The organism is Paenibacillus sp. FSL F4-0236 (assembly GCF_038000135.1).
In the GTDB taxonomy this organism is placed as follows: Bacteria; Bacillota; Bacilli; order Paenibacillales; family Paenibacillaceae; genus Paenibacillus_AQ.
In genome coordinates this window covers 4,271,439-4,297,131 of record NZ_JBBOBK010000001.1, presented here as the reverse complement: position 1 = coordinate 4,297,131, position 25,693 = coordinate 4,271,439, and the positions used below count along the sequence as shown (strand labels likewise).

At 45.1% G+C, this 25,693-nt stretch carries 16 protein-coding genes and 2 pseudogenes; 14 read left to right on the top strand and 4 right to left on the bottom strand.

Annotation, left to right across the window (positions count from 1 at the left end):
• Positions 1-164: 164 nt before the first annotated feature.
• The 8 genes and pseudogenes from NSQ29_RS19325 to NSQ29_RS19290 all read left to right on the top strand — a co-directional run.
• A pseudogene (locus NSQ29_RS19325) lies at positions 165-797 on the top strand (S-layer homology domain-containing protein); the annotation flags it as partial.
• A 639-nt stretch (positions 798-1,436) separates the two neighbouring features.
• Positions 1,437-3,629: pseudogene (locus NSQ29_RS19320) on the top strand (glycoside hydrolase family 3 N-terminal domain-containing protein); the annotation flags it as partial.
• A 54-nt stretch (positions 3,630-3,683) separates the two neighbouring features.
• Positions 3,684-6,407 carry a glycoside hydrolase family 3 C-terminal domain-containing protein gene (locus NSQ29_RS19315; protein ID WP_341126789.1) on the top strand — a complete coding sequence of 908 codons (2,724 nt, stop codon included), beginning with the start codon at positions 3,684-3,686 and terminating at the stop codon, positions 6,405-6,407.
• A 239-nt stretch (positions 6,408-6,646) separates the two neighbouring features.
• Entirely contained in the window at positions 6,647-7,564 is a 918-nt protein-coding gene (locus tag NSQ29_RS19310; protein WP_341125856.1) for a sugar-binding protein, read from the top strand.
• Entirely contained in the window at positions 7,561-9,054 is a 1,494-nt protein-coding gene (locus NSQ29_RS19305; protein ID WP_341125855.1) for a sensor histidine kinase, read from the top strand. The genes NSQ29_RS19310 and NSQ29_RS19305 overlap by 4 nt, the downstream gene beginning before the upstream one ends.
• The gene (locus NSQ29_RS19300) at positions 9,047-10,606 is read left to right on the top strand and encodes a response regulator (RefSeq protein WP_341125854.1); all 1,560 of its coding nucleotides are present in this window, start codon (positions 9,047-9,049) and stop codon (positions 10,604-10,606) included. The genes NSQ29_RS19305 and NSQ29_RS19300 overlap by 8 nt, the downstream gene beginning before the upstream one ends.
• 48 nt (positions 10,607-10,654) lie before the next feature.
• The gene (locus tag NSQ29_RS19295; protein ID WP_341125853.1) at positions 10,655-11,947 is read left to right on the top strand and encodes an ABC transporter substrate-binding protein; all 1,293 of its coding nucleotides are present in this window, start codon (positions 10,655-10,657) and stop codon (positions 11,945-11,947) included.
• Positions 11,948-12,154: 207 nt separating this feature from the next.
• Entirely contained in the window at positions 12,155-13,963 is a 1,809-nt protein-coding gene (locus NSQ29_RS19290) for a peptidoglycan D,D-transpeptidase FtsI family protein (RefSeq protein WP_339269751.1), read from the top strand.
• Here NSQ29_RS19290 and NSQ29_RS19285 read toward each other — a convergent pair.
• Entirely contained in the window at positions 13,924-15,114 is a 1,191-nt protein-coding gene (locus tag NSQ29_RS19285) for an AI-2E family transporter (RefSeq protein WP_341125852.1), read from the bottom strand. The two genes, NSQ29_RS19290 and NSQ29_RS19285, sit on opposite strands and share 40 nt — an antisense overlap.
• A gap of 209 nt (positions 15,115-15,323) precedes the next feature.
• Here NSQ29_RS19285 and NSQ29_RS19280 point away from each other — a divergent pair, with 209 nt between their 5' ends.
• Positions 15,324-16,724, top strand: a complete 1,401-nt coding sequence (locus NSQ29_RS19280; RefSeq protein ID WP_076284250.1) for a polysaccharide deacetylase family protein — start codon at positions 15,324-15,326, stop codon at positions 16,722-16,724.
• Between the two features lie 174 nt (positions 16,725-16,898).
• On the opposite strand, the gene ilvD is transcribed toward NSQ29_RS19280, so the two are convergent.
• Complete coding sequence (gene ilvD / locus NSQ29_RS19275) at positions 16,899-18,584, bottom strand: dihydroxy-acid dehydratase (RefSeq protein ID WP_042125516.1); 1,686 nt, start codon at positions 18,582-18,584, stop codon at positions 16,899-16,901.
• Positions 18,585-18,899: 315 nt separating this feature from the next.
• The gene (locus NSQ29_RS19270) at positions 18,900-19,940 is read right to left on the bottom strand and encodes an acyltransferase family protein (RefSeq protein WP_076284248.1); all 1,041 of its coding nucleotides are present in this window, start codon (positions 19,938-19,940) and stop codon (positions 18,900-18,902) included.
• Between the two features lie 186 nt (positions 19,941-20,126).
• Between NSQ29_RS19270 and NSQ29_RS19265 the strand changes: the two genes are divergently transcribed.
• The 5 genes from NSQ29_RS19265 (at position 20,127) to NSQ29_RS19245 (ending at position 24,583) form a co-directional block, all read left to right on the top strand.
• Positions 20,127-20,870 (top strand): alpha/beta hydrolase, encoded by a 744-nt coding sequence (locus NSQ29_RS19265; RefSeq protein WP_341125851.1) that lies wholly within the window; start codon positions 20,127-20,129, stop codon positions 20,868-20,870.
• Positions 20,871-20,902: 32 nt separating this feature from the next.
• A complete protein-coding gene (locus tag NSQ29_RS19260; RefSeq protein WP_341125850.1) occupies positions 20,903-21,667 on the top strand; it encodes an HAD family hydrolase in 765 nt (254 codons plus the stop codon).
• Positions 21,668-21,701: 34 nt separating this feature from the next.
• On the top strand, positions 21,702-22,442 hold the full coding sequence (locus NSQ29_RS19255) for an NAD-dependent protein deacylase (RefSeq protein ID WP_076284245.1): 741 nt from the start codon (positions 21,702-21,704) through the stop codon (positions 22,440-22,442).
• Positions 22,443-22,547: 105 nt separating this feature from the next.
• Positions 22,548-23,555: an L-glyceraldehyde 3-phosphate reductase gene (gene mgrA / locus NSQ29_RS19250; protein WP_341125849.1), complete on the top strand. Its 1,008-nt coding sequence runs from the start codon at positions 22,548-22,550 to the stop codon at positions 23,553-23,555.
• A 29-nt stretch (positions 23,556-23,584) separates the two neighbouring features.
• A complete protein-coding gene (locus NSQ29_RS19245) occupies positions 23,585-24,583 on the top strand; it encodes an aminoglycoside phosphotransferase family protein (RefSeq protein WP_341049364.1) in 999 nt (332 codons plus the stop codon).
• An 86-nt stretch (positions 24,584-24,669) separates the two neighbouring features.
• Here the strand turns inward: NSQ29_RS19245 and NSQ29_RS19240 are convergent, their stop codons facing one another.
• Positions 24,670-25,566, bottom strand: coding sequence for an AraC family transcriptional regulator (locus NSQ29_RS19240; protein ID WP_339302279.1), 897 nt, complete (start codon positions 25,564-25,566; stop codon positions 24,670-24,672).
• Between the last annotated feature and the right edge of the window lie 127 nt (positions 25,567-25,693).

Genomic DNA, 25,693 nt, shown 5'->3' with positions numbered 1-25,693 from the left:
GGCATGTAGCGAGTATAAAATAATCCAGATGCATCTGAAGATAGTCTAGATAAGCCATCCCAAACCTCAAGCTATAATATGTCTATCAAATAGGGGGTGAACTGAAGAGATCTTTTTGTTAAACGGTATTGTTAGCGTTTACATATTTTACTGAGGAGGATGGCATGTTGACAAAATATAAAAACAGTTCAAGCTTAAAAGTTAAGAAAATGCCCATAGCTAGAAAGCTGGCCAGTAGCTTAGCAGTCGCTGCGTTGTTATTCTCATCTGTGAATCCAGGGGCGTTTGCCGCTGAAATTACAAATGTTCAAACGGTTGCGAGTTTTAATGACGTAAACGGGCATTGGGCGCAATCACCAATAGGAAAATGGGCGTCAAGCGGAATTATAAATGGATATACGGATGGAACCTTCCTACCAAACGGAAAAGTAACTAGAGCGGAATTTGTGGCAGTGCTCAACCGATTATTCGGTTTTTCACAGCAAACAAGCAATAGCTTTAACGATGTGCCGAACGGGAAATGGTATGCAGCTGATGTGCTGATCGCACGTCAAGCAGGTTACTTTGAAGGTTTTGCAGGTAATCTTGCGAAACCAGATAACTACTTAACGAGACAGGACGCTGCAACCATGCTGGCTCGTGTGTTCGAATTGAATCAGGCAGGGACGGCTTCCCTATCCTTCTCGGACGCTGCTTCTATAAGTGCTTATGCTGCCTCAGCAGTTGGCATCCTTACTCAAAAAGGGGCTATCAACGGGTATACGGATGGTACATTCAAACCAACGGGGTCCATAACACGTGCTGAGGTCGTTAAGATTATTGATGGTATGGCAAAAGGATATTACAATGCTGCAGGTACTTATGATGCCACGGCGATCGCGGGCTCTGCGCTAATTACTGCTTCAGGAGCAATCCTATCTGGTAGCAAAGTAAGTGGAGATTTATATTTAACCGCAGGTATCGGTAACGGAGAGGCTACACTTGATCAAGTAACCGTATCTGGAACCACGTTTGTAAGCGGCGGAGGAATAGACAGTATTCACTTGAAGAGTAGCACTTTGTCGGGTGTAACCATTAATAAGCAAGGCGGAAAGGTTCGAGTTGTAGCCGAAGGGTCCACTGCAATCCAATCTATGGAAATTTTAGTTCCTACCGTTATTGTAATCAATGATGGGGCGAAGGTGGGAACGATCATTATCCGGCCAGGAGCAGAGGGAACAACCATAACTGGTGGGAAAAATGTGACCAGTATCGTGGTACAAACTTCAGGTGTGATCATTGATGGTAAAGAGGTTGGCCAAGGAACAATTACTAATGATGGTAAAGATACTGCCGCTAAGCCAACCAGCAGTCCTGCTACCGGCGGCGGAGGTTCCGGGTCAGGCTCAAATAATGGAGGCAGTAGCACGAAATGGAGCCAAAGCGTTGTTGGTACGATTGGTACAGTGACCAATCCTGGTGGAGAGACCTTAGGATACTCAACACAATCAGGGGTAGCTCTGTTAACCGTAGATGGGTTAGCATTTAAAGATTTGAATAAAAACGGAAAACTCGACAAATATGAGGATTGGCGTCTTAGCACAGAAGTAAGAGCTACGGATCTTGCTTCGCAAATGTCTGTGGAGCAAATTGCCGGACTTATGCTGTACAGTGGTCATCAATCCATACCAGCAGCCTCAGCTTCGGGATTCCGTGGGGGAACTTATGGTGGAAAACCGCTGGCGGAAAGCGATGCATTGGCATCCGATCTAACAGACCAACAGAAAGTATTCTTGACAGAAGATAACTTGCGGCATGTATTGATTACTACGGTTGAGAGCCCTGAGGTGGCTGCCCGTTGGAACAACAATGCCCAAGCCTTAGTGGAGAAGATTGGGCTTGGTATTCCAGCTAATAACAGCTCGGACCCTCGTCATAGCACTGTAGCTAACGCAGAGTATAACGAAGGATCAGGTGGAGCGATCTCGATGTGGCCGCAGGCACTAGGTCTTGCTGCTTCCTTCGATGCCAATCTGACGAAGCAGTTCGGCGAAATTGCTTCTAAAGAGTACAGGGCGCTTGGCATCGCAACAGCTTTATCCCCTCAGGTGGATATGTCTTCGGAACCGCGCTGGACTCGTTTCAGCGGAACATTTGGTGAGGACTCTAAACTGTCTGCTGATATGGCAAGAGCCTATGTGGATGGTTTTCAGACTACACCGGGCAGCAGCGATGGATGGGGCAATGAGAGTGTGAATGCTATGGTCAAACATTGGCCAGGTGGGGGTTCCGGCGAGAGTGGCCGAGATGCACACTATGGGTATGGAAAGTATGCTGTTTATCCGGGAAATAACTTCGATGAGCATCTGATTCCTTTTACAAAAGGAGCATTTGACCTGGAAGGACCGACTGGAAAAGCCGCTGCAGTTATGCCGTATTATACAATCTCATTTAATCAGGATAAGGCGAATGGAGAGAATGTAGGGAACTCGTATAGTCCTTATGTAATCACCGATCTTTTACGGAATACGTATCATTACGACGGTGTAATCACAACAGACTGGGGAATCACAGGCGATGAAGGACCTGTTGAGTTATTTGGTAACCGCCCATGGGGTGTAGAAGAAAATTACACAGTTGCGGAACGTCATTATCGAATCATCATGGCCGGTGTCGACCAATTCGGTGGAAATAACGATTCCAAACCTATCATTGCAGCGTATCAAATAGGAATTGAGAAACAAGGCGAGAAGGTGATACGTACACGATTTGAAGAGTCAGCAGTACGACTACTTACTAATATTTTTAATGCAGGGCTATTTGAGAATCCATATCTTGATGTAGAGGAAACAAAAGCTACTGTGGGTAACAAGGAGTTTATGACAGAGGGCTATATGGCCCAGTTAAAGTCAGTCATTATGCTGAAAAACAAAGATAACCATGTACTTCCACTTAAAAAAGATGAGAAAGTTTATGTTCCAAAAACTTATGATGCAGCTACCAAAACGTATTCGTACCCTGTCAACATTGACCAGTTAAAGAAATACTTTAATGTGACGGATGATCCGGCTCAAGCGGACAGCGCGATTGTCTTTATCAAGAATCCGCAAACTGGCGCAGGCTACAGCAAAGCTGATGTAGATGCCGGAGGTAATGGGTATATCCCGATCAGCCTGCAGTATCGTCCATATACAGCGGAGTATGCACGTGAGACGAGTTTGGCTGGTGATGCACGAGATGTATTGAACCGTTCTTACAAGGGAAAGAAGACTACGGCATCCAATGAGTCTGATCTTGATCTGGTGCTTAATACCAAAAAAGTAATGGGAGATAAACCGGTAGTCGTTTCCCTAACGATGTCTAATCCGACGATTGTTGCTGAGTTTGAAGATCGTGCAGATGCGATTATTGCGAACTTTGGCATTCAGAATCAAGCGATCTTCGATATTCTGGTAGGTGCATATGAACCATCGGCCCTTCTCCCTATGCAAATGCCTAAAGACATGAAGACGGTAGAAGAGCAGTATGAGGATGTATCCCATGATATGAAAGTCTATGTAGATTCCGAAGGGAATGCTTATGACTTTGCCTTCGGGATGAACTGGAGCGGTGTAATTAAAGATGCCCGGACAGCGAAATACAAAAAAGCTGTTGATCCCGGAACTGACCCTGAAGAAGGACTTGTTGCTGCTCCAACAGCTTCTATCCCGTCAGGAACTTATTATGGAGCTCAGACGGTAATGTTGACCGCTCCGAGTGGCGCAACCATCTTCTATACTACCGATGGATCTACACCTGCAGCATCAGTAATGAATACGACCAAGCAGTATAATTCACGGTCTGGAATCAGTATTACGGCCTCCTCAATAGTAAAGGCATTAACGGTTAAAGACGGCAAGACAAGTAAAGTTGCTGAATTCAATTATGTAATTGGAGCGGCATTGCCTACTGCTTTTCCAGAGCCTGGTGTATATAAGAGTGGCCCTAAGGTTACGCTCACCTCAACATCCGGCGCTACAATTTATTACACACTTGACGGCAGTACACCAACTGAAAACAGTACCGTATATCAAGGACCAATTACGATTGTAGGTGCCGATAAAGAGACGGCTACAATTAAAGCCTTGGCAGTTAAAGCTGGTATCCCATCAAGTCCTATAGCTGAATTAAAATACACTATCGACGCAAGTCTGGTTGTACTGACAGACGAAGCATCCATTGATGCCGTTATTGGTGAAATGACGCTTAAGGAAAAAGCTTCGCTGGTTGTCGGTGCTGGTTCAGGCACGAAGGTAGCCGGAGCTGCTGGTGGTTCTTATGAGTTGCCACGTCTTGGGATTCCCAAGTTAATCATGGCAGATGGACCAGCGGGAGTCCGCATCAACACTAAACAGGGTGAAGATACAACATTTGCTACAGGGTTCCCTATCGCCACTTCCATTGCAGCGACTTGGAATGAAGCCATGGCTAACCAAGTAGGTAATGCGATGGGGAATGAGCTACTGGAGTATGGTGTGGATTTATATCTGGCTCCTGCGCTGAACATTCACCGCAATCCATTGGGGGGCAGAAACTTTGAGTATTATTCCGAAGATCCGCTCATCTCAGGAAAAATGACCGCTGCGATTACGAATGGGGTTCAGGCGAATGGGGTCGGAACGACAATTAAGCATTTTGCCGCGAATAATCAGGAAACGAACCGGATGTCTATCGACACAGTCGTTTCAGAGAGAGCACTGCGCGAAATCTACTTGAAAGGGTTCGAAATCGCAGTGGAAGATTCGCAGCCATGGTCTGTTATGAGCTCTTATAACAAAATCAATGGAACGTTTGCCTCCGAAAATCAAGATCTACTGAGCACAATTCTCCGCGATGAGTGGGGGTTCCAAGGTTTTGTAATGACGGACTGGGGCGGGGGCTCGAACCGGGCACAAAATATGATTGCAGGCAACGACCTCATCATGCCAGGAAATGCGGCAGCCATTTCAGCGATTACTAAAGCTGTGAACGATGGCGATCTGAGCGTAGAACAACTGGATGTTAACGTAAAAAGAATTTTGAAAGTCGTAGTGAAATCTCCATCCTTTAAGGGGATCGGACATAGCAACAAGCCTGATCTTGCTGCAAATGCAGTGACCTCTCGTCAAGCCGCAACAGAAGGTATGGTGCTGCTGGAGAATAAAGCTGAGGCGTTGCCTATCGCAGCAGGTACGAATATTGCCCTCTTCGGAAATGCTCAGATTGAAACCGTCAAAGGCGGAACTGGCAGCGGCGATGTCAATGTCGAGCATACTGTATCCATTGTGGAAGGGTTTAGTGACGCAGGCTACAGCGTATATGAACCTTTAAATGTCAGCTATCAAGAATATATTACAGAGCTAAGAAAGAAGCCGGAATACGGTCCAGTGAGCAGCTTTGGCGGCTTGGCCTATCCACCACTTCCGGAAAAGGTATTATCAGCGGATGAGATTAATTCAGCAGAAGCTTCTTCCGAGACGGGCATTATTGTAATCAGCAGAATATCTGGTGAAGGTGCAGACCGGAAAAATGCTGAGGGTGACTTTTTGTTGACAGCGACAGAGCTGGATATGATTGATAAGGTATCAACTGCTTACCATGAGCAAGGTAAGAAGGTCTCCGTGATTCTGAATATCGGCGGTCCGATTGAAATGATCTCCTGGAAAGATAAAGTGGATGCTATTCTCTTGGCTTGGCAGCCAGGACAGGAAGCAGGCCATGCGATTGCCGATGTATTATCCGGAGCTGTGAACCCATCGGGCAAGCTGCCAATGACTTTTCCTACAAGTTATGGTGTAGTTCCTTCCGCTAATAACTTTCCAGGAAATAGTACGGAAGTGAAGTACGAGGAAGATATTTATGTGGGTTACCGTTACTATAATACGTTTGGCAAAAGCAGTGCGGTTGCCTATCCATTCGGATATGGCCTCTCCTATACAACCTTTGGCTACCGCGATCTTAAGATCAGTTCAGATGCTTTTGATTCTGCAGCAGGAAGTGTGACTGTAACCGTGGATGTATATAACAACGGTACAGTTGCAGGTAAAGAGGTAGTTCAGCTATATCTAAGCGCTCCGGGAGCCAATAAACCGGTTCAGGAATTGAAGGCTTTCCAAAAGACAGCGTTATTGAATGCAGGAGAGCATCAGACCCTAACGTTCACACTAAATAGTCTGGATCTGGCTTCCTTCGATGAGAGCAGCCATGCTTGGGTAGCTGATCCAGGTACTTATGCGGTTCGAATCGGTTCCTCTTCCGCAGGAGAGAAGCTGAATAAGTACTTCCAGTTGGAATCGCCAATGACAGTGAAGACCACCAACAGTGTACTGATTCCAGTCAAACCGCTAAATCTTTTGGTTCATCCGGTCATTGCCGATTACGCGCAAGAGGCTTTAACTGTTGCACCATAGTCTTTTCCCTTCGCAAGCAGGAATGACAAAGCTGCCTCAAGCTATAAGTAGCTTGGGGCAGCTTTTTTTGGAATCGGGAATTGACTATATTTACTATAGTATCTATTATTATTTTAATGTAAGCGCATTCTTATTGGCATAAACAATGCTAGAGGGGGAAGAACACCATAAATATACTTCGCCGACCTTTTTATATTTTCATGCTGCTCTTACTGTCCATTTCCCTATGTTTTACTGGCGTGTTTACTGGAAAAGTGTTGTATTACGATCATTTACTAGCCGAACGAAAGCCCGCGCAAAAGCCACTACTACATCTGGTCTTAATTTCGGAAGAATTGGATAATCCCTATTGGCGTGAAATTGAGAAAGGTGCTCAGAGAGCAGCAGCAGAGGAAGGGATTGCGCTGGAATATCTCGGACCCGTCCAAGCAGATAAGAGAGAGCAAATTCGAATCATAGATAAAGCTATTGCATCGAAGGTAGACGGAATATTGACACAAGGGCTTAACGATAAGGAATTTAATCCCATCATTGCTGAAGCTGTTAAACAAGGTATCCCAGTCATTACTATTGATTCGGATGCACCATCTAGCGGGCGGATTGCCTATGTTGGCACTGATAACTACGCGGCTGGATATTTAGCTGGAACGACACTTGTTCAGCAATCGAAGGGTGTAGGTCAAGTTGGGATTGTGACCGGGAGCTTTACCTCTACGAATCAACAGCAGCGGGTTAAAGGTTTTATGGATGCAATTGATGGAGAGTCTGGTATCCATGTCGTACAAATTGAAGAATCAAACATTAATCGGATTCAGTCAGAAGTCATAGCTTTTAAAATCATGAATCAGCATCCAGAGATAGACACTTTTTTGGGTACAAGTTCTTTGGATGGATTGGGGATTGCCCAAATGCTGAAAGGTAAAATTCAGCAGGCGCGGATCATTGCTTTTGATGACTTACCGGAAACGCTTGAATTCATTGAAGAGGGCATCATAGATGCCTCTATAGTGCAGCAACCGTACATGATGGGACGAAAAAGTGTAGAACTGATGGTGGATTATCTAGCAGGGAAAAAGATTGTTACCATCTTTAATACGGATGCCAATGTGGTCCGCAAAGAGGAAATTTCCCGCGGAAAGGGGGACTTCGGGCCATGATTCGTATTAAAAGCAAACTGATGATCTTTTTTAGTGCTTTTATAGTACTACTTAGTAGTGTCTTCGTCTTTCTTTACATAGATAATATCAATATGGCAAGGACATACGATCAAGTTCTGCACCGATTTTTTCTGCTTAATGAGCTATACCAGGATGCCACTGATGTTAATGATGCTATGAACCGGTATGTGCTCCGGAATCGAAGCGGCGATGAGACCCTGAAGCAGTATGAAACTGCCATTATGAAGCTTAATAACAAACAGGATTTACTAGTAGATATTCTACAAAATGATCATAACCAACTGCTCGTTGATAACTATAGCAATATGATAGACAGCTACATGACAGAGAGCCGGCAAAGCCTTATAGCTTTTGATCTAGGCAACCAGGATGCTTACTACGCACACTTAAAACAATCGGGTGAGATTACCCGATATATTCAAGAGACCACATTGACGATTATTAATAGCGAACTGACGGATTACCGGAATGTGTTTGAGCTGATTAGTCGAAAGAATGAGAACTTTAGATATTTAGGTGTTTTTGTTTTTAGTTCGGTAGCCATTTTGTGTATGATTTTTGCATATTGGTTCTCCAATGGAATTACGAAGCCCATACAGCAATTGACGGCTGCGGCGAATCGGATATCTCGCGGGAATTTCGAGGGGGAGGTTACGGTGAATACGCGTGATGAAATGCGCTTTCTCGCAACAACCTTTAATAATATGCGCTCTAACATTCGCGATCTCGTGGTTGAAATCAAACAGAAATCGGAACTCGATCAATTGGTTAAGAAAATGGAGCTGAAAAGTCTGCAAAATCAAATCAATCCACATTTCCTATTTAATACACTGAACATGGTTTCTAAAATGGCTTATGTCGAGAGCGCAGAAAGAACAAGCGAGTTGGTGGATTCCGTTTCGACCTTGCTGCGTTACAATCTGAAGAAGATGAATTATATTGTTCAACTGCGTGATGAGGTGAATATTGTTAAAGAGTATTTGTTTATTCAAAGGATGCGTTTTGATAATAGAGTTGCGTTTACGGATGACATTGAGGAGCGAGCCTTGGATTGCTTGTTACCACCACTGACTTTGCAGCCCTTTATTGAGAACGCTTTCACCCATGGTGTGGAATCCTATGAACAGGGTGGGAAACTGCATCTGGCCATTTACGAGAGTGGTAATGATGTCATCGTAGAGGTACAGGATAATGGCGTTGGAATAGACCCAGAAACGATTGCTCGCTTGAGCGGAGATATTACTTTTTCCGAACATACGCCCATAGATTCAGAGAAAGAAAGGGAGCCTGTGGGGAGCGCTGATTCGAACTCCAATGGAATTGCAATTCGAAATGTACAACGACGGCTGCAGCTTTTCTATCAAAGGAACGATGTAATCGAGATTATGTCCGAGCAGGGAAAGGGAACGACCATCAAACTGAGGCTAACGCGTGTGAATAATAGCAAGGAGGAGATCCTGCATGCTTAAGCTCCTGATTGTGGATGATGAACGTATTGAACGTAGTGCTCTACGGATGATCATCGAGCGGTTTCTACCAGAGATTCGAGTAGTTGGTGAAGCCGAAAATGGTAGGGTAGCTGTAGAGCTCGCCGAACAACTACGGCCTGATGTCATCACTATGGATATCAAAATGCCGGGAATTGATGGAACGGAAGCTGTGTCCTTGATCCATAATAGGTTTCCAGCGATTCGTTTTATTATGATGTCTGCGTTCGATACGTTTGAATATGCACGTAAAGTCATGCGTTATGGTGTGAGGGAGTATTTGCTCAAGCCATATCGGAAGGATCAGATCGTGGAGGTCATCCGCACGATGTCTCATGAGATTGCACGAGAAAAAGAGGATAAACAAAGAACTAATGAGCTGGAGTCCAAATTTAAAGAGACATTATCACTAGTAGAGTCCGAATGGGTTAGTGCTATTTTGATGGATCGAATACAGGAAGTGCAGGTTAGAGATTGGAGCCATACCCTTGGTGTACCAGAATCTTCAGGATTCGCTATCGTATTTGTGATGTCAACGAAGGAGAAGGCATGGAGTGTTCAGGAACGAAGGGAGATATATTCTTGGCTTAGGCATCAGTGTAAGATTAGTTGCTTCTCTCTTGTAGGTCCGATGACAGGAGCTCGTATCCCGGTCTTCATGTTTCCGGATGCGAAATCCCGTTTGCCAATACAGCATATTCATAATGCTAAGGATTTTGCGTCCAATCTGGCTAAATTTGCTTCCCGGCGTTTCCGTTCATTGCAGCTGTCTGTTGGAATCGGAGGTTTAGCAGCTTCTACTGATCAGTTGATAGGCTCTTATCACGAAGCGCTGTTATCAGCCAGTGCTCTTAATGAGGGGGAAAGCTCACAAACACAAGAGGAATGGCTCTCAAATTCTGGTATGAGAGAGGCGGAACGAAGATTGCTTCGTTCTTTAGGTAGTGGACAGTTCCGAGAGATGGAGGAAGATTTCGAGTTTTGGGTAGCGGAACTTCGTCTCTTCTGTAGTGACGAGATCCAGGATATAAAGAGCGGACTACACCGATTATTTACTTTGGCTGATGAGACGCTTAGGGAGAGCGGGCTTGAGCCTTTACCGCAGCTTAGCTTCGGAGAGGTGGAACAGGTAGAGCTGCTGGTAGAGCAAGCCCATTCAAGACTTTTTCTTCAGGCCCGAATGTTGAAGCATTGGTACGATAACAATTCGGCTAGCGCGATTCGTCGGGCTCAGACGTTTATTTCCGACCATTACAGGCGGGAGCTATCGCTTGAGGAGACGGCTGAACATGTAGGGCTGAACCCAAACTATTTTAGCAAAATATTTAGTGATCGCTGCGGCATAACCTTTATTGATTATTTAACTGGCCTGCGAATCAATAAAGCCAAGGAGCTTCTAGCCGATCCTGCGCAAGTGCTGAAAGAGATCAGTATAAGAATTGGATACCGTGATCCTAACTATTTCAGCAGAGTATTCAAAAAGACAACAGGAATGTCACCGACGGAATTTCGGCAATCCATTGGCAGACTGTAAGCAGAAAATAAACGAATACAGCGGGAACTATAGGAAGGAAGAATCTCAATGAAAAGGTCGCTGATTAGTCTGGTATCCAACACGCTCATTGTCAGCTTGCTTTTATCCTCATGTATGAACTTAAGAGAAAAAGATTTGTCTGCATTTTTTCCTGATGAGGAGGCCATGCGATCTAGTGAACCGGTTAACAACATTCAGGAGGCAATAACGAGAAGCGAGGCGGAGTCGGATCATCCGCAGTTGGAAATCTTTAGCTGGTGGACAGGGGCCGGGGAAGAAGCAGGGTTAAAAGCTTTGATCAAGGTATTCAAAGAAAAGTATCCCGGCATTTATGTCTTTAATGCTGCCGTTGAAGGCGGTGCAGGGGGAAATGCCAAGGAAGTACTTGAACGGCGAATGAAGGAGGGGGAACCGCCGGATACCTTTCAGGGAAGGAATATGCTCTGGGCAGCTGAAGGGCGGGTAGAGCCGTTAAATGATCTGTACAAAGAAGAAGGCTGGTATACAGTATTTCCTCCAGAGATCATCGATATGCTTAGTCTTGGGGATGACATTTATTATGTCCCACTTAACATTCACCGTCAAAATGTGCTCTGGTACAATAAATCCATCTTCGCTGATAACAACCTTCAGGTTCCATCGACATTCGATGAGTTTTTTAAGGTGGCTGATCAATTACAAAGAAAAGGCATCACACCGCTGGCTTTTGGAAACAAGGAACCGTGGATGGTTAGCGCTCTTTACACGAATGTCATGCTCGGAACACTGGGGGCCGAGGATTATAAAAAGCTAAGTAAAGGAGAAATCAATACTGACGATCCTCATGTAAAAGAAGGGATGGAGCGGTTCGCCAAGATGTTGACCTATGTGAATGCTGATCATGCTGAACGAAACTGGCAGGATGCGGCTAAGCTCGTTGCTGAGGGAAAAGCGGCAATGAACATTATGGGCGATTGGGTGAATGGTTTTTTCACACATGATCTGAAGCTGAAGGACGGTGTGCAGTTTGGCTGGAACGCTTCACCAGGTACAGAAGGGATATTTAGATTCCAATTGGATGCTTTTGGATTGTCACGCGGTGCTGAGGATCGAGAGTCAGTTCGTGATTGGTTAAGGGTACTGGGATCTGCCGAAGGTCAGAATGCCTTTAATCCGCTTAAAGGTTCGATTCCAGCTAGGCAGGACGTTTCGATTTCGAATTATGACAGCTATAGCCGACAGGCCATGGAGGCATTCCGAAACAGCGCAAAGAACAAGGAGCTAGTATCTGATAGTAGGCTGCCCGCTTCTTTAGAAGCTGAAGCTTTTAAGAAAGCAAAGGAACTACAGTCTAATCCATAAACAATCCTTATATTTCTCGAGAAACGTTTCACACATACTTAATCCGAATATTTCTCCCACAAACACTTACCGTCCTTATAAGGATGGTAAGTGTTTGTGTTTGGAAAATAAATTATTGATTGTGATGTTGCAATGAACATTTTATGGCGATTCTAATGGATGTAGGTAGGACATAATAGGTGTGGAGTCTGCTCAGGAGGGAAGACATTGCGTAATAACAAACATCGGCGTGTATTCAGCGGTCTTCTTATTTTATCTGCGGCTGTAGCCGTGTTGATCCTTAGGCTGGCATGGGTTCAGCTAATTATGAAGGAACAGACGGTTCCTGGAACAAAATATACACTTGCGAAGATGGCGGAAATTCAAAGTGAACGGGAGACTGTACTGGACAGCGGTCGGGGACGTCTGTATGACCGCAAGAATGAGCCTCTTGCGGGGGAAACCATTTGGACGGCGGCTTTTTTTCCACAAGAGGAGATGGCTAAGAAATCTGTGACGAAGGTTGTTTACGAAGAAGCTAAACCCATGCACCGACTGGCGGAGATTCTGGGTGTCAGCTATGAACAACTGCTGAATAAGCGGTCGTCACTTAAAGAACCTTTGCTATGGCCATCTTCAGTGGGAAAAGGACCACTCGCGTTGTCTCAGGCACAGGCAGAAGAAGTGAGTGCACTGGGGATCGACGGAGTAGGCGTGCTCCCTTTCGCACGCAGATATGATGGGATCTCTTCAGGTCGGCAATGGCTAGGCTATTTATCGGAAGCTACTATGCATGCTGGAGCTAAAGCTTCTCCTACGGGTCTTAGAGTTCCTATGACGGGAACGGACGGTTTAGAGAAGACATTAGAGCCTTTGCTTCAAGGGGTAGGACACACGGAAGCATATGTTCAAGTGGATGCGCGTGGGAATCGCCTTCCAGGCAGTCCCATTCAAGTTAAAGCTCCGGGCAATCCTTATTTCCCTCTGTCTTTATATACAACGATTGATAAGAAGCTTCAGGAGGGAATTGAGGAGCTTGCGCTCAAATCCGGAATGAAGGAAGGAGCCATAGTGGTGTTAGATACCGGGACGGGAGATATTGAAGCCATGGTATCTTTACCCTTCTATAATCCAGAGAAGATATCTCCGCAAGGCGGGGAGTGGAACAATCGGGCACTCCAGGCTGCCGTTCCTGGATCGATCTTCAAAATCGTTACAGCCGCCGCGGCCTTAGAAGCGGGTGTAACCTCCGCTGATGAGCTTTTTTATTGTTCCGGGCAATTTGAGAAATATGGATTGTCTTGTCTGACAGGAAAAGGACACGGACCCCTTACGCTGGCGCAAGGATTCGCCGTGTCCTGTAATACTGTATTTGCTGCTCTGGCAGAGCGCTTAAGCGGTATCCAGCTTCAATCAACTGCACTGGCGCTAGGACTCGGTAGAGATATCAGCTGGCAAGCCGAGAAGACGCTTGGGTTTCCACTTCTAAAACCACTTTCCGGAGAGCAAAAGGGTACCATCTTTACTACCTTACTGCCGGATGACAAGGGAGCCAGGGTACAGACTGCAATTGGACAGCGAGATGTACAAGTCACACCCTTACAAGCAGCTAATCTTATTGTAACGCTACTGCATGGAGGTGAAGTAAGGGCACCAAGGATTCTGCAGCGAATCACATTTGCGAACGGGCAGAAGCTGGAGGAGCTGCCGGGACATCTGTCCCCTTCCTCAGCAGGGAGGATTTCTGAGTCTACAGCCCGCCAGTTACTGTCCATGATGCGCAAAGTTGTAACGGAAGGAACGGGAACCCGTCTACAAAGCACACACTGGCCTGTTGCAGGTAAATCTGGGACGGCACAGACGCTGGTTAAGGGCGTAGCACGCAACAATCAATGGTTTATCGGCTACGGTCCGGTGGATCACCCAAAATATGCTGTATCAGTTGCAGTAGAGAATGTCGCTCCGGATAGTCCGCATCTCGCCATTAAGCTGTTCGGTCAGATATTTGATTTATTATCGTCTTCTACAGAAGCTTGAGGCTCCGGAGGAGTAGCAGTGGCCTTGCTCTTAGATGAAGGGCCATTTGCAGCAAAGGGCGAAACGATAAACTCTTCTTGAGGCAAATAGATCCAGCTCTGAAGATATCCTTGTTGAATTAGTTCTTTGATCAGAATAAGCAGAATCGGCGACAGGATCAGACCGGCCATACCGAAAGCGGATGTGGACAGAATGACGAAGGACAGCATCAGAAAAGCAGACGATACGCCAATCGAATTCCCGGTAATCTTCGGTTCAAGCAGCTGTCTTACAATCAATACAATCGCCAGGAGTACGATTAAACCGATTGCTAATGAGGTATTGCCAACAATGAACAGATAGATGATCCAAGGGACTAAAATCGTCGTTACACCAAGGAGCGGCAAGACATCAAATACAGCACAGATAAGCGCCATAGTGATTTCGTTACCGGTCCTTAGTATGAATAAGCCAACCAGTACGATAACAAAGGTAATGCTGATCAGAATAAGCTGGGCTTTTAAATAAGAGCCGATGGCTTTAAAGACGTTGCCCTGCAAAAAAGCGTAAGCAGTTTTAAATGTTTTTGGCATTTTGTCATGGGCAATCTTGCGCCAATCTTTAATCTCCATACTAAGGAAAAATGCTAAAATAATGGCGATCCCAAAATTTGCCATGAAGGAGGAGAAGGATCCGAGCACACCGACCATATATTTTAGAAAAGAAACAAGCCATCCAGTAAGAACATTCGTGGCATCTTTAAAGTAGCCATTTACTTTATCGGTAATATCCGGCGGCAAGCTTTCGATTTTTTGCTGAAGATAGGTTGTGGATTCCACGAAATGTTGTTGCACCACATATGTATACTTAGGAAGATTATCTTGAAAGTGAAGCGCTTGGATGGTGACCAATAGCCCAGCGCCAAATAACGTACCCAGAAGAACGATTAAGAACAGAAGCACTGAGATCGCTGAAGCGAATGGTTTAGCAAGCCCCCGTCGGTTCAAGAAACGGGCAAGCGGTTCAATAAGCAAAAATACAAAAAAAGATAGGAATACAGGTGCAGCTAACTGATACAATTTACTGAAGGCGAACATAACCAGATAGACCGTGAGGACAATTAATCCAATGTCGAAGAACGTGCGCCAATATTTTTTGTATAACGGCAGCATAGATATAAACAACTCCCTTTTTTAATAAGTTGATAGGTCAGCTTGAATACATTGTACATGATTTTACCTAAAAACCGTCTATTTCTTTGATACATGTGTTAAAATAGGGGGTAACGTATTTTTTATCTAACTTCACTTGGCCGTATCACAGGTTCTGCTTGCAGACGTAAGGCGAGCCAAAGTCAACTCTGGAAAAGCGAGGAATTCATATGCAGACTTTGCTGCTCTGGTTATTTTATATCTCATCTTTTTATGCTTTTATCCCGGGTATGATTAGCCGCATTTTTGGTTACCGTGTCTTTCGTAAAGGAACTGGGCGAAATGAGTTCGCGTTGACCTTTGATGATGGACCTGACCCTCGATTTACACCGTTACTTCTGGATTTATTGAAGAAGTATGATGCAAAAGCAACCTTTTTTGTAGTAGGATCTAACGCTGAACGTTATCCGGATCTTATTAGGCGGATACATGAAGAGGGACATCTTATTGGAATTCATAATTATGTTCACAAGACGAACTGGCTCATGCGGCCCGCAACCGTTCGTCGGCAGATTCAGCGCACGAATGATATTATCTACAACATAATAGGCGAGCGTAGTACTTATTACCGTCCACCTTGGGGGATTGTCAATTTGTTCGATATTTCCAAGCGTCGCCAAGTTGAAATTGTTCTATGGTCGGTAATGTTTGGAGATTGGCGTGAGAAGCTTGGTGCGCAGCGTCTCACTGAGAAGATGCTGGCGCGATTGAATCCCGGTGAAGTGATGCTGCTGCATGATAGTGGCACAACGTTAGGTGCCGATCCGGACGCACCTGAGAATATGCTTGTAGCCCTTGAACTGACGCTGCAGGAGGCCCAAAGAAGAGGACTGCGCAGTATTCGAGTGGATGACATGATCAAGATGGCGGAGAAATCACCGATTCGGCGTTTATCCTTTGGTAAACGAGTACTGGTCGGACTCTGGTTGGCTTGGGAGCAGGTATTCCAAGTAATGTTCCAGATCAAGACGATTAATCCGGCCGATCCATTCATGCATTATCGAATGCGTAAATATCAGGGAGAGCCTGTTGAACTTGGTGATGGAACCTTGCTGAGTAAAGGTGATAAAGTCATTGAGCTGCATATTGATAACAGGCAATTATTCGAGTTAGGTATTCATTCTCGTTCTTCTGCTCAACTTGCGATTCGAATGATCCGGAGAATGGAGAAAGGGTTGCCAATGCTGGCAGAAGTTATTGCCGAAGATGTAAACCTCGCGCAAGCCAAAGCACTCTATGGGGTTAGTATGATTAACCGTGGGCCAGAGAAATTCGGCTTTAGTGTACATGATTTGCCCGATGGCATATTCGCACGCTCCACCAAGTTTTACTTAAAGATCCTGTTAAGTGTGATTCATCCAGATGGTGGTGCTAGGCTCAAGGAGCGTAGTGAGGTCCTTGTACCGAAGCTAATCCTGATGCCTGTCTCAGAATTACTCAAGAAGATGAATAAGCAACTGCCTCATGATGAAAGGTCAGTAAGAAAACGTAAACCGCAGCAAGAAGAAGCGTTGTCACTTAATGATTCACTCACAGAAGTGGAATTGCCAGGAGCAACAGTAACGAATTGATTCATGATATTATTTAGTCTTATATAATGAAACGTAATATAGATGCCTCACAAACCAGAAATGGATTGTGGGGCGTTTTTTCTTGTGCCCAATAAAAAAGAGCAGTCCGACCATAGATTATCTAAGGTAGACTGCTCTTGTATGCTAGGAACAACTAGAACTCGGATTTGCTAATTAAATCTTCAGTACTGCACCGTTACTTGCGTTGGTAACCATTTTGGAATAGCGAGCCAGGTAACCAGTCTTAACTTTAGGCTCAAACTCTTTCCAGCCCGTACGGCGAACCGCTAATACTTCTTCGTCAACCAGGAGTTCAATCTTGCGATTGTTGAGGTCGAGTTCAATGATGTCTCCATCTTCAACAAAAGCGATCGGGCCGCCTTCAGCAGCCTCTGGAGAAATGTGCCCGATGCTAATTCCGCGGGAAGCCCCCGAGAAACGTCCGTCTGTAATCAGACCAACCTTAGCACCAAGACCCATCCCCACGATTTGCGATGTAGGAGCTAGCATTTCCGGCATTCCCGGTCCACCCTTTGGACCCTCATAACGGATAACGACTACATGGCCTTCTTTAACCTTACCGTTAGCGATACCTTCGAGTGCGGATTCTTGGGAATCAAAGCAGATCGCAGGACCTTTGTGATATCCACCAACAGAAGCATCTACTGCACCTACTTTAATGATGGAGCCTTCAGGAGCCAGGTTACCGTATAGGACGGCGAGACCGCCTCTTTCGGAGTAAGGGTTATCGATCTTATGAATAACGGAAGTATCTTGGATCTCATGTCCGATTACGTTTTCGGCTAATGTTTTGCCGGTAACCGTCATGCAGTCTCCGTACAGAGCACCTGGTTTCTTCAGCAATTCATTCAAGACGGCACTAACGCCGCCTGCGCGGTCCACATCTTCGATGAAAATATCGGATGCTGGAGCCAGCTTCGCCAAATAAGGAACCCGGTTAGCCACTTCGTTAATGCGTTCAAGCGGATAATCGATACCAGCTTCTTGAGCCAGTGCAAGGGTGTGTAGCACCGTATTGGTGGAGCCACCCATTGCCATATCCAGTGCAAAAGCGTTATCGAGTGATTCTTTAGTTACGATATCTCTTGGTTTAAGGTCTAACTTAATCAGTTCCATCAGTTGAGTGGCAGATCTGCGTACAAATTCTCTGCGCTCATCAGCTACAGCTAGGATGGTACCATTACCTGGCAATGCCAGTCCAAGTGCCTCTGCCAAACAGTTCATGGAGTTGGCAGTGAACATTCCTGAACAAGATCCACAGGTAGGACAACCGAATTGTTCTAATTCAAGCAACTCAGCATCATTGATTTTTCCGACTTGGTGAGCACCTACGCCCTCGAATACGGAGGTAAGGGAGAGCTTTTTACCTTTACTGTCTACGCCGGCTTTCATTGGACCACCACTTACGAACATCGTTGGGATGTTGACACGCAATGCGCCCATCATCATTCCCGGTGTGATTTTATCGCAGTTAGGGATGCAGACCATGCCATCGAACCAATGCGCGGAAACGACAGTTTCCAAGGCGTCAGCGATGATCTCACGGCTTGGTAGTGAATAACGCATGCCGATATGTCCCATTGCGATACCGTCATCAACACCGATCGTATTGAATTCGAAAGGAACGCCGCCAGCTTCACGAATCGCTTCCTTAACGATCTTACCGAACTCTTGAAGATGCACATGACCGGGAACAATATCAATATAGGAATTGCAGACCGCAATAAACGGCTTTCCGAAATCTTCTTCTTTTACTCCGGCTGCACGCAGGAGACTACGGTGTGGAGCACGGTCAAAGCCTTTTTTAATCATGTCTGAACGCATTTTCTTAGCTGCCATATTGACATTTCCCCCCTAAATAAATTGCAATGAAATATAGTGTCGCATTAACGCAATGAACTCCAAAGACCTGCGTATATACGGTTTATAGAATGAACGGGGACGAGCTTCCTAGAGAAGAAGGCGAAGCCGATTCTATAAAAAATGCCGCTGTTTTGGTATAAACGGTTCCCGCCTATAATGAACGGAGAAGTCATTGTTATTAGTGAGTCTATCACAAAGAGCACGTTTTTTCTACCGGACAATGTGAAGTTTCTCATGAGGAGACCAACCTTAAATAGTATAAAAAAACCTATCCGCAAGGGGATAGGTCACTTATAATGAGCGCCTTAAGGCAACACGCTGCAGGGTGATCATCCAGCCAACGGGGGGCTCAACAATAGGATGCAGCAGCCTTTTTACACTTGGTTGGGCTAAGAGAATGGTCAGTAAGATTGCAGAAAGCACCAATAACATGGCACCTATAGAATGGTTGATATAAGCGTACAGGCCAGAAATAGCAGCAAAACGAACGATAAATCCGTGAAGTAGAAAAACATATAACGTACGGGAACCCCAGTCAGTCAGCCGGCTAAGCGAGTAAGGAATCCACCCCATAAACGCTAGTGCAGCAGTGATTTGTAGCCCGTAAACGCCCAGACGATAAATTCCTGCGTACCATTCTTGAAGCCCAAGCTGCATGTAGGTCATACTTCCATAAAGCCAGCCTATCGGCAAGTCTGATCCCCAAGATGCAAACAGAAGGAATAGAAGGATGGAGACTGCGGCAGCGGTAATTTTAATCCATTTTTGAAAAAAGCGAGAAAAGGACTGGAACGAAAAATGATAACCTAATACGAAGAATGGCAGGTATACAAAAGTGCGGCTAATGCTGAACCATACGCCATCAAGCTGTAGGTACCCAACGGCAATTCCAGCGGCGACAGCAAAAATGAATTGAGTGGCAGGCGCCCATTTACGCATCCCGATCATCAGTATACGCCAGAAGGCATGACTTGCCAGGAACCATAAGAGCAAATAGGGGGCGAAAAAGGAATGATGGATACCCTGCACCTGATATATGGTGGCGTCCAGCACAGAGTAGAGGCTTTGAAAAATAATGTACTGCAATCCGATTTGCATGATAATCCGACGGCCTTGTGTACCCGTAAGGTGTTTATTGGCAAAAAAGCCCGTAACAAGTACGAAGAGCGGCATATGAAAGCTGAAGATCCACATATATAAGCTATGCAAGCTGCTCATTGAGCCTATCAATGGTTCTATGGCGTTTCCAACAATTACAGTAACAATGAGAACAAAACGTAAATTTAGAAAAAAGGTCTTTCCAGGCGTGTCTAGCGAGTTTTCCCCTACCATGACTTCCCCCCAAAGATGCTTGATGCTTTAATTTTAAAATACAAGATTTTCTTCAATTGAATTGTGAATTAACTCACTATTGAAAGCGTTGTCATAAGTGCCAAATGTGGCGATGTGTTGAAGGTTGTTAGAACAGTGGGTTTCTACTATAATTTTCTTATATGCAGTAACATCCGGGAGTGGAGCATGTTGAAGAAAAGAATAACTAAGCGTCGTATTGGTTTAATTGTACTAATCATTCTTGTTGTAGCCGGATTGCTGCTTTGGAAATATTTAACTCCGTATGCACCGGCTGAAGAAGCCGAAACTGCACTGATTTCAAGTGGTGGAGTTACAGTTGAACAGAATGAAAACTGGATTTCGTTCGAACCCTCCATTACTAAGGGGGCCTCGATCATATTTTACCCTGGAGCTCTGGTGAAACCAGAAGCTTACTCCCCACTGGCGAAGGGCATTGCTGCTGCGGGGCATCCATTCTACATCGCTAAAATGCCGCTTAATTTAGCAGTAACAAAGGGCGATGCTGCAGAAGAGATTATTCGTGTGCATCCAAAGCAATCTTTTGTTCTAGGTGGGCATTCGCTTGGGGGTGTCATGGCGTCACGTTATGCGATTGAGCATGCGGACCAGCTGGAAGGTGTGTTTTTCCTGGCTTCTTATCCAGATGAAAAAGGTAGTCTGCGTGAGACTACTTTGTCAGTATTGTCGGTAGTGGGTACAGAGGATCAGGTTATTGACAGAGACAGCTACAACAAAGGACGTTCCTATTTGCCAGATAATACGGTTTATAGTTCAATCGTCGGTGGAAATCACGCTCAGTTTGGAAGTTATGGACCACAAAAAGGAGACGGGAAAGCAACCATTTCCGAAGAAGAACAGCAAAAGGACACTGTGCGAGCCATGCTGGATTGGCTTGGGAATATCAGGTAGTCTTCGGTCTTTCCAACAAAGGGAGGATACTTATGCCAGAATTACAGATTAACGATGAATGCATACCCTGTTCAGGAATATTGTTCGACAAAGATGGCACGTTATTGGATCTATTAGCCACTTGGGGGAATTGGGCCGAGCTTGTACTGTGTGGAATGGAAAATCAGCTTGCGATTATGGGAACTAATTTTATCGTGGATCGGAGTAAAGTGCTAGGTACCCAGCATGATGCTGCAGGAAAGTTGATTGGTTATGATCCAGCAGGGCCGCTCACCATGGCTACAGAAGAAGAAAGTTATGGTGTGCTTGCATGGCAGCTATATGCTGCGGGTGTTCCTTGGAATGAAGCGTTGACCCGTGTAAAGAGTATAGCTAAGGACGCTATGTATGAATTACGTAAACGCCGCACGGCACAACCTCTAGAAGGGCTTCTTCCTTTTCTGGAACAGTGCGCGGCTGCATCACTCAAGCTAGGGGTGGTTACCTCAGATGGCGCAAAGACCACTCAGGAGCATCTGGATTGGCTAGGTATTGCTCATTACTTCCATTCGGTAGTTACAAGAGACAGAGTATTAAACGGAAAACCCGCACCTGAAATGGCTGAATTAGCCTGCCGGGAGCTGGGGCTGTCTCCTGAAGTGACGATTATTATTGGTGACAGTAATGCAGATATGCAATTGGGTAAAGGTGCAGGCTTACGCCTCGCCGTTGGAATCTCCAACATGGGTGATGGAAATCACTTGATTGACGCAGATGTGATTATTTCTAGCTATAATGAGCTAAGGATCACCTACTGATCAGCATACTAATGGAAAGGATGTGCTACAACATATGGATCAATTGCAGACACTTGCTTCTTGGATTAAAGACTGTGACAACATCGTTTTTTTCGGAGGGGCAGGTACGTCAACAGAGAGTGGGATCCCGGATTTCCGCTCGGCAGCAGGATTATACCAGACTCAGCACAATTCACCTTATCCGCCTGAAGTGATGCTGAGCCGAACTTTTTTTATGTCCTCACCGGACATTTTTTTTGATTTTTACCGCAGTAAAATGATTCATCCCGATGCTCGTCCGAATGGCGCACATCTGCTGCTTGCAGAGTTAGAACGGCAGGGCAAGCTTAAAGCAGTTATTACGCAAAATATTGATGGCCTACATCAGCTGGCGGGTAGCCAAAAGGTACTTGAGCTGCATGGTTCCATTCATCGTAACTATTGCATGGACTGCTCACGTTATTACGGGCTGGAGCAGCTCCTAAGTACCACTGAGATCGTCCCTCGCTGCCCCGAATGTGGTGGTATTATTAAGCCGGATGTTGTGCTATATGAAGAAGAATTGGACCATTCGGTGCTGGTGAGTTCTGTCGAAGCGATAGCAGCTGCAGATATGCTTATGATTGGTGGAACCTCTCTTACGGTCCAGCCTGCAGCTAGTCTAGTTACTTATTTCCGGGGCAAACGTACGGTGCTGCTGAATGGCGACCCGACACCTTTTGATGATCAAGCTGATCTTCTGATTACAGATCGGATTGGGAAAGTACTCGGCAGTGTAAAGGATCTGCTTGGTTAGAAGGGATAATCTCATCGCTTGTCGGTTGCCAGATTATTATTGCGCTTAGTAGTTTAAAGATAAGGTAGTACAGAAACAGCGCGTAATGAGAGGCAGGGATAAGCAATGGTATATGTAGCAAATGAAGCACGATATGAAGACATGCGTTATAACCGTTGTGGGAACTCAGGTCTTAAGCTTCCGGCAATCTCATTAGGACTTTGGCAGAATTTTGGTGGAATTGATACTTACGAGAATGGCAGAGAAATGATCACTCGTGCTTTTGATCTTGGAATTACTCATTTTGATCTAGCCAACAACTACGGACCACCAGCGGGTTCAGCAGAAGAGCTCTTTGGGAAAGTGCTTGCAAGTGATATGGCTCCATATCGAGATGAAGTGGTGATTTCTACAAAAGCAGGGTACAACATGTGGCCCGGTCCTTATGGCGAATGGGGTTCGCGTAAATATATGCTGGCTAGTCTGGATCAGAGTCTGAAGCGGCTGGGTATAGATTATGTTGATATCTATTATTCGCATCGGCCGGACCCGGAAACACCTCTTGAAGAAACCATGCAGGCGTTAGACCATGCTGTGCGTTCCGGCAAAGCTCTGTATGTAGGATTATCTAACTATACCGCGGAGCAGACGCTCGAAGCGGTTAGAATCTTGAACAGCTTAGGAACGCCGCTCTTAATTCATCAGCCGAGTTATTCTATGCTCGATCGCTGGATTGAGGGTAGTTTACAGGGTGTGCTGGAACAGAGTGGAGTTGGCAGTATCGCTTTTACACCTCTGGCTCAAGGATTGTTAACCAATAAGTATTTAAATGGAATCCCAGAAGGATCAAGAGCGGCCAAACCCTCTGCTGCGTTAAATGAGAGCCGAATTACACCGGATGTGAAGCGCAAGATCCACGCGTTAAATCAGCTTGCTGTTTCAAGAGGCCAGAGTTTGGCGCAGCTTGCACTAGCTTGGACACTACGTGATGGGAAGATTACTTCTGCATTGATAGGGGCTAGCAGAATTAGTCAAATTGAAGAGAATATAGCTGCACTTCAGCATTTGGAGTTCTCGCAGGCAGAATTGGATCGCATTGAGACTATTCTTCAAACGGAGAATGGAACTGGATGAAGACGTAGGTGAAGGGATGAGCTGCATCGATGGAGTTGCTTCAAGATGAGAACAAGGTGAAAGAGTGGGCCGAAGCCAACTCGGAATCTATAGGCTTAAATAGGTCGAAGATTGAGGCTAAGTATATTTGGAATCCTGGAGGGTTTGTAAACCAATCTTATCGCATAACGGATGGTCAAACCTTTCGTCATTTAAAACTCTCGCAAGAACAAAAAGCAGCAGGACTTAAACAGTGGGTTAAGATCAGTGAACATTTGACTTATAATTACAAGGCACCACGGTTGATTAGGGAGATTACACAAGAAATAACATCTGGTTATTCTTATGGTTTAGTGTTTGATTTTATCGAAGGTAAACCATTAAGCTCCATTTCCGATCCACTGCCAGTGGTTGAAAAGGTTCTGAGGTCCCTTCATCAATTACATGCGGATAAAGGAATTAGGATGGCAGTTGTAAGTGAGGATGAGGACTACAATTATGCCGCCGCATTTACTGACGAATACATCAATCGATTTGAAGAAGATCTGCAAATTATTAGAGCGGAAAAGCATTTGCTGGACTTCGTAACGGCGGACACTTTAGATTGGTTCGATACAGAAGTGGAAGCTTTGAGAATTATGGTTAGTCAGCACCCTTCTTTTCAGAGAAAGGCGTCGGACATCGTACACAATGATGTGAATTGGCAGAATATCTTAGTCAATGATAATAATGAATTTTGGATTATTGATTGGGATGACCTTACGGTTTTTGGAGACGCTGCAATGGATTATTCCGTACTACTTTGGCCGCTCTATAAATCAAAAGATTGGACTTACTGTAGGGATCTAGTTATTGATTTAGCAGGCCTTGCAATATTGGAACGGATTGAGTTTTATTTTAGAGCGAAGCTCCTTGATGATGTGATTGATGTTCTCGCTGACTATGTTGAAGCGGAGCAAGTGCCAGAACTGAAGGAAATGGCTCAGAAAAGGGCAAAAGAGATACATCTTCGTGCTTACCCTGAATATCTGAGTCTATATGCAACATAACCGAAGCTAACTGAAAGATCAGCTTAATAAAGGGATTCACATATTGGACTTGCCTAATATGTGAATCCCTTTTTCAAAGGCTTCCCTTACTGATTTGTCTTTTTTACATGTCTAGTCGTTGTGAGACGGTAAGCGGTGGGTGACTGAGCACAAAACCGTTTGAATTGGCGTGAGAAGTATAAAGCATCGGTGAGCCCCACGGATGCTGCTACCTGTTCCACGGACAGCTCGGGCCGTTCACGCAGCAGCTGTCTGGACTTTTCAATGCGCAGCTTCAGCAAGTAGGTCACCGGAGATAATCCGGTCTCTTGCTTAAATACACGGGATAGATAGGCCCGGTTATAGCCAAGAGTATCACACATTTGTTCAATGGATACTGGATGAGCATATTGGGAGGCCATGTAGTGGATCATTTGCTTCACAGTACGCTTAACCTGCGATTCAGCTCCAGGAAGACGGGAGAAGGAAGAGAGTAAATCTGCGGCTTCACCTACAATGAGATAAAGATACCCTAGAGAAGTTAGGTGTGCACTTTCTTTGTTTGCTTTGAAGGCTTGCATGATACTGGAAAGGGCACCTGGGATGACGCTATCACCCGTTGTAGTCACCACAGGTTTTTGAGGTGTAAAGCCTGTCTGCAGCACGAGGCTATCAGCCTCACTCCCAGTAAAAGCTGCCCAGCGATAGCACCAAGGCTGATCTTTATCCGAAACATAACTGACCAGCTGTCCTGGATGAATAAGGAAGCAGTCACCTTTTCCCAGTGCATATTGATGATGTTCAGTACGGAAAACACCTGAGCCAGACTCTATAAAGTGAAGTAAATAATAATCGTAAATCTTAGGGCCAGCTTGATGCATAGGAATCGTCTGACTTTGACCAGCAAACAGTACATGGAGATTTTGTTTATCGTAATATACGGGATTAGATCCTACGGAATAAGTATGCTCCATTTGAGACAGCCTTTCTTGTGTTATTGTCATTTTATGGCTTATAGTTTAGGGTGTATCAATTATTTGTGTAATTATTATATTATGGGAAGTCACATTTATCCATACATTACACACATGATTGCATTATCAGAGGATGACTGATTCTATTATAATGAAT